11 protein-coding genes and 1 pseudogene are annotated in these 12529 nt (G+C 67.4%); 6 read left to right on the top strand and 6 right to left on the bottom strand.

What is annotated here, in order from left to right; genetic code table 11:
- The first annotated feature begins 4 nt into the window (after positions 1–4).
- The 5 genes from I6J71_RS08660 to I6J71_RS08640 all read left to right on the top strand — a co-directional run bounded on the left by I6J71_RS08660 (position 5) and on the right by I6J71_RS08640 (position 5808).
- A complete protein-coding gene (locus I6J71_RS08660; RefSeq protein ID WP_239155292.1) occupies positions 5–1048 on the top strand; it encodes a cytochrome d ubiquinol oxidase subunit II in 1044 nt (347 codons plus the stop codon).
- Positions 1045–1239: a hypothetical protein gene (locus I6J71_RS08655; protein ID WP_204094243.1), complete on the top strand. Its 195-nt coding sequence runs from the start codon at positions 1045–1047 to the stop codon at positions 1237–1239. The genes I6J71_RS08660 and I6J71_RS08655 overlap by 4 nt, the downstream gene beginning before the upstream one ends.
- Positions 1226–2887, top strand: coding sequence for an ATP-binding cassette domain-containing protein (locus tag I6J71_RS08650; protein ID WP_204094242.1), 1662 nt, complete (start codon positions 1226–1228; stop codon positions 2885–2887). The genes I6J71_RS08655 and I6J71_RS08650 overlap by 14 nt, the downstream gene beginning before the upstream one ends.
- Positions 2884–4497 carry an ATP-binding cassette domain-containing protein gene (locus I6J71_RS08645; protein ID WP_204094241.1) on the top strand — a complete coding sequence of 538 codons (1614 nt, stop codon included), beginning with the start codon at positions 2884–2886 and terminating at the stop codon, positions 4495–4497. Before I6J71_RS08650 ends, I6J71_RS08645 begins: the two co-directional genes overlap by 4 nt.
- A 579-nt stretch (positions 4498–5076) precedes the next feature.
- On the top strand, positions 5077–5808 hold the full coding sequence (locus I6J71_RS08640; RefSeq protein WP_239154552.1) for a TetR/AcrR family transcriptional regulator: 732 nt from the start codon (positions 5077–5079) through the stop codon (positions 5806–5808).
- An 87-nt stretch (positions 5809–5895) separates the two neighbouring features.
- On the opposite strand, the gene I6J71_RS08635 is transcribed toward I6J71_RS08640, so the two are convergent.
- Positions 5896–6252: a hypothetical protein gene (locus tag I6J71_RS08635; RefSeq protein WP_204094240.1), complete on the bottom strand. Its 357-nt coding sequence runs from the start codon at positions 6250–6252 to the stop codon at positions 5896–5898.
- 193 nt (positions 6253–6445) lie between these two features.
- Between I6J71_RS08635 and I6J71_RS08630 the strand changes: the two genes are divergently transcribed.
- A complete protein-coding gene (locus tag I6J71_RS08630) occupies positions 6446–7219 on the top strand; it encodes an oxidoreductase (protein ID WP_204096939.1) in 774 nt (257 codons plus the stop codon).
- Positions 7220–7439: 220 nt separating this feature from the next.
- Here I6J71_RS08630 and I6J71_RS08625 read toward each other — a convergent pair.
- From I6J71_RS08625 to I6J71_RS08605, 5 genes and pseudogenes are all read right to left on the bottom strand, one after another.
- Positions 7440–7822: pseudogene (locus I6J71_RS08625) on the bottom strand (transposase family protein); the annotation flags it as partial.
- 223 nt (positions 7823–8045) lie between these two features.
- The gene (locus tag I6J71_RS08620) at positions 8046–8216 is read right to left on the bottom strand and encodes a hypothetical protein (protein ID WP_204094239.1); all 171 of its coding nucleotides are present in this window, start codon (positions 8214–8216) and stop codon (positions 8046–8048) included.
- 370 nt (positions 8217–8586) lie between these two features.
- Positions 8587–8946, bottom strand: a complete 360-nt coding sequence (locus tag I6J71_RS08615) for an HPF/RaiA family ribosome-associated protein (protein WP_204094238.1) — start codon at positions 8944–8946, stop codon at positions 8587–8589.
- Between the two features lie 461 nt (positions 8947–9407).
- Entirely contained in the window at positions 9408–10328 is a 921-nt protein-coding gene (locus I6J71_RS08610; RefSeq protein WP_204094237.1) for an alpha/beta fold hydrolase, read from the bottom strand.
- A gap of 853 nt (positions 10329–11181) precedes the next feature.
- The gene (locus I6J71_RS08605) at positions 11182–12363 is read right to left on the bottom strand and encodes an MFS transporter (RefSeq protein WP_204094236.1); all 1182 of its coding nucleotides are present in this window, start codon (positions 12361–12363) and stop codon (positions 11182–11184) included.
- Between the last annotated feature and the right edge of the window lie 166 nt (positions 12364–12529).

The following is a 12529-nucleotide window of genomic DNA, read 5'->3' as shown; positions in this document are numbered from 1 at the left end:
GAACATGCAATATGCCTGGTTTGCCGTCATCCTGCTGTGCCTGGGCATGTACGTCCTGCTGGACGGGTACGACCTGGGTATCGGCACGCTGACGCTGATCGAACGTGACCGCGGCAGGAAGCGAGAGCTCGTCGAAATCGTGGGCACCGCCTGGGACGGCAACGAAACGTGGCTGATCCTGTTTGCCGTGAGCACGTGGGCAGGCCTGCCCGGCGCCTTCGGCGTCCTGCTGCCCGCGCTATACCTGCCGGTGATCGTGATGCTGTTCTCGCTGGTTCTGCGCGGCGCGGCGATCGAGCTGATCTCCACCGCCGAAGGAGTACCGCGTCCGTGGGGGCTCGCGTTCGGTGTGGGTTCTCTTCTCGCGAGCTTCGCGCAGGGTGTCGCCATCGGCGGGCTGCTGTCGGGGGTGACGGTGACGAACGGCGTCTACGCCGGCGGCGCCTTCGACTTCTTCACGCCCTATTCGGTGGTCACCGGGCTCGCCACCGTTCTCCTCTACGCCACGGCCGGCGCGGCCTTCCTCCGGTTGAAGACCGAAGGTGAGCTGCGCCGCCACGTCGGCGCCGCCGGCCGCGTGCTGCTCGGGTTCACCACTTTCGTCACCGTGATTGCGGCACTGAGCCTGCCCGCCACGGCGACCGTGGTGCATCTCGACTCCCCGCTGCGGGTCACCGTCTTCGCGCTGACAGTGGCCGCGGCAGGCGCCGGTCTCGCCGTCGCATGGTCCGGGTTCGCACGCGGTGCCGACCGCCGCGCCCTGACGGGAATGGTGATCGCCGAGGTCGCCGGTGTGCTGGGATTGGTCACGTTGGTGGCGCCGGCGGTGGTGCCGCCGGACATCACGATCGACTCGGCGCGCTCGCCCGGGCTCACGTTCCTTCTGCTGCTCATCGGGGTCGGCGCGAACATCCCGCTGCTGGTCTTCTACAGCTGGTACGCCCACCATGTGTTCCGCGGAAAGTTCCGCGAGCAGGCACCGGTCCGTCCGGCGGGGCTCTCGGCGTCGGCGCACGCGTTGCTGCCCTCCCCCAAAGGGGCCCGGTGAAGGCGCGGCGCTGGGCGGCGAACCTCGCCTGGACTGTCGCCGGCATCCTGATCTACTTCCTCTGCATCGACACCTTCGGCGGTTACCCGAGCGTCCATTCCGAAACGCTGAACCTGATCGCGCTGATCGTTCTGATCCTGCTCGGCGCACTGGTGTGGTATCGACACGAACGGCGCGATGAGGACCGTTGACGCGGCCGGGGACCGCGACTGGCTGGCACGCTCGGCCGCGCCGGGCCGCCACGCCTTCCACGCGGCGGCGTTCGGCCGCTGTATCGCGCAGGCCGCGACGGTCGGCGGCTGGGCGGCGGTCACCGTGCTCGTCGCGGACCGGACGTGGGCGGCGCTGGTCGGATTGGTCCTCGCGGGCGGTGCCCGCGCCGGCGCCCTCGCCGTGTCCCGGCGCTGGGCCCGCCGCGGCGCGCGGCAGGTCGCCGACGCGCTGCGAGCGGCGCTGCTGCGCGCGGTGATGCCCGGCGGAGGCGGTGATACTCGCCCCGAAGGCAGCGCGGCGGCGCACGCGCTCGTCGAGCTCACCGACCATGTTGCGAACCACCACGCCCGGACCGAGCCTGCGCGGCGAGCCGCACCACCATCGTGCGCGGTGGTGCTGCTGGTCGTGGCCGCGGTGCATTGGCCGGTCGCGCTCATCCTCGCCGTGGCGACACCCATCCTGCCGGTAAATCTGCGCCTGGCAGGGCTGGCTACCGAGGACGCGGAGCGCCGGCAGCTGGCCGAAGTCCGGTTGTTGTCTCAGCAGCTGCTCGACCGGTTCCGCGGCATGCGGACCCTGGTCACGCTGGGTGCCGTCGAGCGCGAGCTACGTGTCGTGCGGCAGGCGTGTGATCGGCTGAACCAGGCGACGATGGTGGTGCTGCGCCGGGCGTTCGTCGTTTCCGGAGTGCTCGACGCGGTGATCACCTGCGCCATTGCGGTGTGCGCGACGTACGTGGGGTTGCTGTTGTTGGGTTACCTGCACGTTGTGTGGCTGCCGTCTCTCGGATTCAGCGGCGGGCTCTTGGTCCTGGTGCTCTGCCCCGTCTACTTCGCGCCGCTGCGCGACTACGCGACCGGCTACCACGAGCGGGACGAGGCACTGGCCGCCGCGCAGGTCTTGCGCGGAGTGCTGTCACGCGACGAGCAACCTGCCGAGACCCGGCCGAACCCGTTACCGGCGCCGCCTGAGATCCGGTTGACCGGCATCACCGTCGATCCCGCCGGCCCGCGGGGCGCGATCCTGCGTGACGTGACCACGACAGTGCCCGCCGGACGGCTGACCGTGTTGGTCGCGCCTTCCGGCGAAGGCAAGACCACCCTGCTGCGGCTGGTCGCCGGATTGATCACACCGCAGCAGGGCGATGTGACCCTCGCCGACCCCGCGACCGGGCAGGCGAGCGGGCCATGCCCCGGCGTCGCCGGCTGGATCGGCCAGGGCACCGTCCTGGTGCCGGGCACGCTGGCGGACAATATCGCCATCGCCGATCCCGCGGCCGCACCCGAGTCGATCGCCCGCGCCGCGCGGGAAGCCGGACTAGATCCCGTGTTGGGCTTGGACACCGTCCTCGGCCAAGGCGGATGGGGTGTCTCGGCCGGGCAAGCCCGCCGGGTCGCGCTGGCGCGCGCGTTGTTGCGAGACGCACCCCTGTGGCTGCTGGACGAACCGACGGCACACCTGGACCGGCAGACCGAGCGCGAGCTGCTCGACACGATGCTCGCAGCAGCCGCCGGCCGCACTGTGCTGGTAGCGACGCACTCCGCGGAGCTGATCCGCCGAGCCGATGTCGTCCTGCGGCTCGACCGGGGACGCGTGACCACCGACAGCCCGGTGGTGCGCGGATGACGACACCACTGCTGCGGGCACTCCGGCTGCTGGCTTGGCGCCCGGCGATCACCCTTGCTGCCAGCGCGGCGCTGGCCTTCGTCGCCGAGGGCAGTTCGGTCGCACTCCTGGCGTTATCCGGCTGGTTCATCGCCTGCTGTTTCCTGTCCGGGACGGGACTCCTTCCCGGCTTCTCCTATCTCACCCCCAGTGGCGGCGTCCGCTCGCTCGCGATCAGCCGCGTGCTCGCGCGGTACGCCGAGAACCTCGTCAGCCACGCCGCCACGCTCAACTGGCTCACCCGACTGCGGTCCGGCTTGTTCCGCGACGCCGCACAGGCCGGCCCGGAACGACTGCGACGCCTGGGCACGGGCGAGGCGCTGGATCGGGCGATGAGCGACGCCGACACCCTCGATCGGGCGCTGATCCGGACCGTTGTGCCGGTGCTGCTGGCAGCGGCGGGCATGGGCGCCGGGACCGCGGTGATCGCCTCCTGGCACCGGGCCGCCGCGGCCGCGTTCCTTGTGGGAACAGCGGTTACCACTGTGCTCGCGTTGTCGGTGGGCCGAGCGGCCGACCCGGCTGCGCGGCGCGGGGCTGCCCGCGCCCGGCTCGTCGACACGGTCGACGCATGGGAGGAACTGGTCTGCCTCGGTGCGCTCGACGCGTTGCGCGCCGCCGGCGCGACGGCGTTGACCGGCCTGGCCGAGACCGAGGACACCGCAGGTAAAGCCGAGTCACGAGCACGGTTGGCGACCGATCTGGGCATAGCCGCAACCACGGCCGCAGTGCTGGCCGTCGCGCGGTTCGGCCCCGACCCGGTCCCGCTGGCCGGAGCCACCCTCATCGCCCTGCTGACCGCCGGCACGCTGGACGTGGTGGCCCGCCTGGTCGCTGCACGTCTGGCATGGCGGGCCGCGTCGACCGCAGCCGGGCGGCTGGCGACACTGACCACACCCACAGGGACACCGCCCGCCGCGGGAATGTCGCCGATGCCGGCACAGCCGTCGCTCGCAGTGCGCGATCTGCCGCTCTCCCCCGACGGCTGTGCGGCCGGGCGGCTCACCGCGCAGTTCGCACCCGGGCGGACAACCGTGGTGCAAGGACGCTCGGGCACCGGCAAAACCACGCTGCTGCGCGCGCTGGCCGGCGAACTGCGCTCCCCCGGTGTGACCGTCGGCGGTCGCCCGCCCGCGTCGTTCCGGCCCGGGGACATCGTGCTGGTGCCCCACGACGATCACGTCTTCAGCGGGACAGTGGCAGCCAACCTGCGCCTGGCCGATCCGGACCTGCCGGACGAGCGGATCCGGACCCTGCTCGACGCGATGTGCCTCAGCGAGCGCGGCATCGACCCGGGCGCCGAGGTAGGGCCGGCCGGACGGAGCCTCTCCGGTGGAGAGCACCGCAGGCTTTGCCTGGCCCGCGCGATCGCGCGCAACCCAAGCGTCCTGCTGCTCGACGAACCGACAGAGGGCCTGGACTCTCCCACCGCCCGGCACGTCCTCGCCCAGCTCCGCCTCCTGCTACCGACTGCGACCATCATCGCCGCCATCCACGACCGCGAAGCGACAGCCGTCACGGGCCTCGACGCCGACTTCCTGTCGCTCGACGTCGCGCGGGCCAGTGGATGACCGAGTGAGGTCGCCCGCACCTGGCCCCGGAGACTTCGCCGCCGACCAGCCGCTCTGTTCCGACGTCCCGGCTATCGCGGTCCACCCGCCAGTCGCACACGACAGCGAGCCGGGAGTCGGTTTCCGTCACACGGCAACTATGGCGATTGGCTGCTTGGCAGAGGTAGCGCGTGAATGCATCCAGATCGACTCGAGGCTCCGATACCCGGCCTTCTCCCTCAGTGCGTCACTCGCGACTGTCCCAGCAACAGTCTGTAAGCGGGGACCCACCAGCCGTTAGCGGACGGTCGAACTCGGCGCAGGCGCGCGCAGCGCGCGCCTGCGAGGATCGCGGCCCGCGCCTCGGCGTTGGTGAGCTGCCCGGCTCCGATGGAAAGGAGTCGAGCGCGCCGTGTGCGCGACGGTCGGCGGTTTCGCGGCGGTCGTGTGCCTTCCGCGTGGAGTTCGGCAGCGCTGCTCCGACGGTTCGGCTCCCTTACGCGCGCCCCGCGATGGACCCCTTCTGGTCCCGCTGAAGCGCGATGAGGAATGCGAGGACATCGCGCGGGCCGCGGTGAGCCGGGCCGCGAAGGGAGGTAATTGACGTGCCTCGCCCTCTACGCTTTGGCCGCCGCCACGTTCGCGATCGGCACCACTGAATTCGTGACCGTCGGCCTGATCCCGGGGATGGCGTGCAATCTGCACGTCACCGTGGCCAATTTGGGATCGATCGCTACCAAACCGGGGCCTATGCTGTTGTACGTGGGACGGCCCCGGGAGTTCGACGAGCAGGACGCGGTCGCGCGCGCCAGCGCGCTCTTCCACCGGCGCGGGTACCACGCCACCTCCACCCGTGACCTCGGTGACGAGCTCTCACTGAATCCGAGCAGCCTCTACCGGACATTCGGCGACAAGCACGCGCTGTTCCTTCGCGCATTGGACCACTACCAGGCATGTGAGTCAATCCGCAATTCCGAGGCGCTGGCCGTTGAGGGCCCCGTCCGGGAAGTGCTGCGCGACTGGTTTTACTCGATGGTCGACGCAGCCGCCATGCCTGGGTGCTTCGTCATCAACAGCGCCGTCGAGATGGGCACCGACGATCCCGACACCACCCGACGCGTCAACGCGGCGTTCAACGACACCACCGGCGCGATCGCGAAAGTGCTCCGTCGCGGGGTCGAAGCAGGCGAACTGGCAGCTGACCTGGACACCGACGCGACCGCAGATTTGCTGTACACCACACTGATCGGACTGCGAGTGCGCCACCGCGCCGGCCATGACTCGAAACGCCTGCGCGCGGCAGTCGACCAGGCGCTGAACATGCTGGACTGAACCCAGTCCCAATCCTTCCGGCCCGTCTGGCCGGTTCGCGTCACACGGTCCCTTCGACGTATCGCACGTACCAGACCAATCGTCGCCTCAATCGAGAATGCGTAGCGCCTGGTCTATGCGCGTACGCAGGCCCCGAGCGCCCTGGCCCGCACGCCGACGTGTGCACAGTCCCGTCCGCACTGTGCACAGGAGGTCCGCGGTCGCCGTTACGTCGAGATCGGGGCGCAATTCTCCGATAGAGATCCCTTTCCGCAACAGCGCGGCAATCTCGGCCGTCGCGTCTTCGATACCGCCAAGCGGGCCTCCGGATCTTTCCCTCCCGCCGTCGGCAGCCAACCGAGTGGCGGTGTCAGCCACGAACCAGTCAGAGACATCGCCTGCCGCCAGCACCGTATAGAGCCAGTCGCGCAGCACCACGCGAATGGGCCGGTCGTCATCCACCACTGCATCAGCGTATCTGAGATTGTGGAGCGCTCGATCCCGTACTAGTCTCACCGTGCGCGTCAGACGTCGCGGGGGACCGCGCTGTCCGATTCGTCTTCCATCAGCGCACTTCGGATGCAGACGCGAGGCAGCAGGCTCCTGCCGGAGCCTGCGCATTGGCGCGATTCCCAGCTCGACGACAGGGGTTGTTTCGATGGATTTGCGGTTGCACGGGAAGACCGCGCTCGTCACCGGCGCGAGCCGCGGGATCGGGCTGGCGGTGACCCGCACACTCGTCGAGGAAGGCGTGCGCGTCGTCGCCTCCGCGCGCAACGTCGACGGCGACCTGAAGGAATTGCCGGTTGAGGCTGTATCGGTCGACCTCGCCACGCCCGAGGACGCGGCACGTGTGGTCGACGAGGCCGTGGCGCGGGTCGGCGGGATCGACATCTTGGTCAACAACGTCGGTGCCGCGCGGCCCCGGCCTGGCGGCTTCGCGTCCGTGACCGACGACGATTGGCTGGCGACGATCAACCTAGACTTGATGTCCGCGGTGCGCACCACGCGCGCGGCGCTGCCTTCGCTGCTGGAGCGCCGGGGCACGATCGTCACGGTGTGCTCGGTCAACGCGACACTGCCCGACCCGCTCGTCATCGACTACAGCGCCGCCAAGGCCGCCTGCCTGAGCTTTTTCAAGTCACTGTCGAAGGAGGTCGGCGCACGTGGTGTCCGCGTGAACACCGTCAGCCCCGGCCCCGTCGCTACCGACCTGTGGCTCGGTAAGGGCGGTGTCGCCGACACAGTCGGCGGGGCAATGGGGGCCCAACCGGGCGAGGTCGCGGCGAAAGCGGCTACGGACTCGGTCACCGGCCGGTTCACCCGGCCCGAAGAAGTCGCGGACCTCGTGGCGTTCCTCGCGAGCGACCGGGTGGGCAACTTGACCGGCACCGACACCATCGTCGATGGCGGACTGACGCAGACCATTTGACCACACGGCTGTGACGGAGCCTTCGCACGCCGCCGCTGAACGGCCGGTGAACGCGATCTGGGGCCCGCAGCGCCGGTGGGAGAGCAGCAGCATCGCCACCCCGCCGGTGGATGGTCACCCCACCGGCGATGAAGCCCACAGTGACCGGCGGTACGCCCGTGCACCACCGCCTGTGGGGCGATGGCCGCATGCTCAGCCACGACGACCACGAATTGCTCGTGTACTTCGAGAGGTCGGACGCCAGCCGGTGATCCCGTGTCGGCACCAGGGTGCCGTCCACGATCGCGACAGAGTCGATCCGACGCTTGCGGACCGGGCCAGCGCCAGCAGCGGTCCGATCGTGTCAATCACTCGATGCGCCGCGGAATGCGACACTCCGAACAGCGGCCCGATCTGGCGCATCGTCAGGTTCGTCCGCCAGTATGTCGCCACCAGCAGCACCCGATCAGCCAGGTCAAGCCGCCACTGACGGCCAGGACGGCCATCGGCGATCTCGTCACCACCACGGTTCGCCACGACCCGCACCAACTTGCGGAACTGACCCGGTTCCAACCCCGTGAACGGGGCAATCCACTCCGACCGCGACGCCGAGATCACCTGCACCACAACATGATCAACTATCTAGGCAACCAGACCCACACCGGGTTACGAGACATCCCTTAGCATTCGCGAGGCAGACGCGTCCGGACAGATACAGCTCAACCCATGTCTACGTGGGTATGCCGCGAACCCGCCACGCAGATCGATCAGTGCCCACGCCAGAGCCTTTGCATTGCTGCGGAAGCTTAGGTCATGTCGCGGGCGACGAGCCAGTCAGCAGCACCCACTAGACGTGGGCGTCGAACATGCTTCGGTAGGTCGACCCGAGCGCCGTGCTCACGAAAAAGCAGATGCAGCCGGTCTTCCGCTCTTCAAGCTCGGGCGGGATCTCGCCCATGTCCCCCGCGACGTTCACCGTAGTCCTCGACCGGGCGTGGTCGAGATCCCCCTCGCGCACGCGCGCCCGATCCCCGAACGTCGTTGCCGCGAACCGGAACCATTCCTCCGAGGTGGTGCTGGCCGGTGCCCCGGGGCGGTTCAGTTTGGACAGAGGGTCTTTCGTTGTAGTTGGAAGCGCGGATGTCGAAGCCGATCAGGTCGTCCGCTCGGTCGCACCCCCGCAATTCAGGCCCGCCGGCCTAGACGAGTACCGCGCCCTGCAGAAGCGCCGATTCGGTCGGCCTGCAACCGTCTGATCGCGATCGACAGCATCCGGCCGGACGTAGTCGAGCGGCGCGTGAACGATCGCACGCTCGATGCGCGCCGCTCGCCGCTGCGCGACAGTCGCGCACGGCTGCCGAAGCCCTCGACCGGAGCCGATCACCCGCTCAGCTGGTTCCGTCTTCTTTCATGTGCCGGATGGTCTCGCCTCCCCTGTGGTGAGCGGCGCGGCCGAACAGCGTTTCGAGGACCCGCTCCAGTTTGTGGACGGCGCCGTTGAACGCTTCGGTCACCGAGCCTGCGTAGTTCGTGACGGCAACCGGCTTCCGTCCGGCAGGGTGGGCTTCGATCACGCAGCGCAGGTCTTCGCCGTCGGTGCCCTTGCCCATTTCGTCGCTCAGGTGGACGTTCAGCGTCGTCAGGTGCTCGCTGAACCGCGCCAGCTTCGAGGTGAGTTCGGCTTCGAGGCGCTCGATCAGTTCCTCGCCACCGCGCAAGTTGCTGTCCGTGCTCATCTGGATCTGCATTCCGTGCTTCCCTTCTCCGGACCCGCGATCTGCGAAACCGCGTGATCAGTATTGCCGATGCCTGCGTGGCCGAGCCAACGCCACTGCGGACTCAGCGCCGCGGTCGACCATCCGTCCACCAGCGTATCGGCCTGCGCGACGAACGCCCCGCCACTTGAGAGTCGCACTCGGCTACCGCCGGCATCGCCAGGATTTCCTCGTTCGCCCTCATCGCGGCTCACCAACGGGCTGAGCCATCGCCAGCGCATCGTTCGGGCCGGATCCATTCCCAGGTGAGCCGTGGCGCGTCCCAGAGCCAGTCCAAAGATCATGTGCACAGCATTCGCGTGCCCTGCCGCGACTGCCGATGAAGCTTGAAGCTCCACCGGCTGTCGCCCGGCGCAGGAGCAGGAGTTACCTCAAGCCAGCCTTTCGACAATTACGGGCTGCTCAGCGCCGTTCAGCGCTGTAGAAAGCGTCGGCTACCGTTGGGCGAGGAAGCGCAGCAGAGTCTGGGTCATCACCTCGGGTTGTTCCTCAAAGATCCAGTGCCCGGAATCGGCGACCACCCCACCCTCGACATTGCTTGCGTACTTTCGCACCTGGTCGGGGACGCTCTGTCCCAGGCTACCCGCGGCTCCCAGTGCCAGAACCGGCATGTCCAGTGGTTTTCTGGCATACTGCTGGTTGTCAGCGACGTCCTTGTTGAGCGTGCGGAACCATTCGAAACTCGCTCGCAGGTGGGCACTGTCACTCAAGCCGTGTGCGTAGTCCGCGATCGCGACTGGGTCGGTGGCGCGGTCCTTCTGCACGGCGAGCATGGACACGAACCCGTTGATCCACGTCTGTTCACGTCCTTCCAACATACTTTCAGGTAGACCGTTCGTGACGTTGAAGAAGCCGAAATTCCAGAACCCGGGACCTCCTGAGGTCAGTGAGGGAAACTGGTAAAGGCTCTGATCCGGAATCGGGGCTTCGGTCAGCACCAGCTTGGCGACATCCTCGCGGTGCTGCGCGGCGTAGGAATAGGCCACCATGGTGCCGATGTCGTGGCCCACCAAGTTGATGTTGTGCGTCAGGTGCAGTTGAACGAGCAACGCGTGCAAGTCCTCCGCCATGGTTGTCTTGTCGTAACCCTCCGTCGGCGCACTCGATCCACCGGCGCCGCGCAGGTCCGGAGCGATAACGGTGTAGTGCTCGGCAAGCGCGGGCATCACATCCTTCCATTCGTACCAAGTCTCCGGATAGCCGTGCAGGAGGACAACGGTCGGTCCGTGGCCGCCGCGGACGTAATCCACGGTGATGCCGTTGACATGGGCGAAATCTTCTACGAACCCTGCCGGCGGCTGCGCCGAGGACGCCTGCGGGACAACACGTGCTTCACTGGTCCCTTCGACCGTCACAGCTGTGACTGTAGCCAGCATCAGGACAGCAAGAGCGGCACGAGAGAATCTTCCTGGGAGTTTCACGCGCAAACCGTAAAAACCAGGGTCCAGCCTTGTCAATATCCAAGATAGAAATGCAAACAACATCATTGATCAACTTTTTCAACTGCTCCAAATGGCGGTTTTATATCACGCGCCTTCCGGATAGATCGCGCATCCACGTCGCGAGCCGCTCCTCGCTTTCGCAATGCTGCCGCTCGTGCTCGGTGACAGCATGGCACGGCATTCCCTGCAGCGCATGCAAGGCGAAGCGACATCTCAGAAGTGGCTGACGCGCCGATCGAGCGGAGAAGGTCGGCCGAGTACTGGCAACCGGTTCCAGTCACAAAAACAGACGTTCTCTCGTCGGTTCCTGAACACTGAGTATATTGCGACGTCACGCACAGTTCAATCTGTCCGAAGAATCCGCACTGTGCGTTTCATGAAGAAGGTGAGGGCGACAGTTGGGACAGCTCGGCCGCCGCCGCAACCTTCAACGATTCGGCCGCCACTATCGCGGAGGATCACCTGCGCGGGCGTATTAGGCCGGTCGAACTGCTCACTCGGTGTCGAGTTGCTCGAAAAGGCTCTCATCCTCGTCATCGCAGCAGCCGGTCGCTATAGCTCGGTCGCTGGATTTCCGAATCACGTCGAGCGACACGGTCGGCAGCCAAGCCGGTCACGGCGGCTGCCTCACGATCATGGACAGCGGCGACCACGGGTCGGGCCCGGCTGGTTCTCCACCGCGTTCGTCCGGATGGCGCAACCGTGGCGTCCGAAGCAGCCGCCGGCGTTCGACTGCGTCGAGCCGCGGCGGAAATTCCACCGCTCTCTAACCGGCCGTCGTCGGCGCCGCTGTCTGGCCCGTTCGCCGTCGCCTTTCGAGCGCCGCCGAAAGCACGGCGACGAGAACCGCCGACGCTGACAGCGCAGCGCCGACCCAGCTGACGGCCGCATAGCCGAGGCCTCCGGCGATAGCGAGGCCACCGAGCCAAGCGGCCAGGGCATTGCCCAGGTTGAATGCGCCGATATTGGCAGCCGAGGCGAGCGTGGGCGCCCTGGACGCCTTGTCCAGAATGCGCTTCTGCAGCGGCGGGACGTTGGCGAAACCGAGCACTCCGATCAGGAAGATTGTCACCACGGCCGCGATCTTGCCGTGTGCGGTGAACGTGAACACGCCCAGCACCACCGCCAGACCAACGAGCGTGCTCAAGAGCATCCGCATCAACGACCGGTCGGCGAACCTCCCCCCTATCAGGTTCCCGACCACCAATCCAACCCCGAACACGATCAGGATCCAGGAAATGGACGAGTCCGCGAATCCGGTGACGGTCGTCAGCATCGGCGCCAGATACGTTGTGGCCGCGAAGACTCCACCGAAGCCCAGCACGGTCACCACCATGGCAAGGATGACCTGCGGATCACGGAAGACGGACACTTCGTTGCGTAAACTCACGCCGGCGGGTTTAGGGATGTCTGGCACGAACAAGACGACTCCGGCCAGACCGATGAGGCCGATGGCGGCGATGACGAAGAACGTGACGCGCCAGCCAGCGGTTTGGGCGAGGTAGGCGCCCAATGGCACACCGACGACGTTGGCGATCGTCAGGCCCGCGAACATGATGGAAATGGCACTCGCCTTCTTGTGCGGCGGAACGAGTTCGGCGGCAGCGACCGCGCCGATCCCGAAGAAGGCGCCATGCGCGCAGGCGGAGACGACGCGGCCGACGAGAAGGAAACCGAACCCCGGCGCCAGCGCCGAGATCAAGCTGCCGGCGACAAACAAGCCCATGAGCAAGATCAGCATCCGTCGGTAGGGCACCTTGGTTCCCAGGACCGTCATCGCCGGTGCCCCCAGCATCACGCCCACCGCGTAAGCGGTCACCAGCCAGCCCGCCGTCGGAATGGAGATCGCGAAGTCGCCGGCCACATCCGGCAGCAGCCCGAACATCCCGAACTCGGTCGTGCCTATCCCGAACGTTCCGATGGCCAGAGCCAGCAACGCCAGCGGCATGTGCCTCACCTTCCGAAGGAATGAAATGCGTGAACCGTGAACGATGTGGCTATGTGGGCCGTGGTCCATCGCGGACCAGAACCATCGGGCAGGCAGTGCGCTGCGCGCAGCGCTCGCTGACCGACCCGCGCATCAGCTCCGGGTCACCGTCTTCGCACCCACTGAC

Origin of the sequence: Amycolatopsis sp. FDAARGOS 1241 (assembly GCF_016889705.1) — a bacterium.
GTDB lineage: Bacteria > Actinomycetota > Actinomycetes > Mycobacteriales > Pseudonocardiaceae > Amycolatopsis.
Note: the sequence above shows the minus strand (reverse complement) of the source record. Positions and strands in the feature narration are given on the sequence as shown.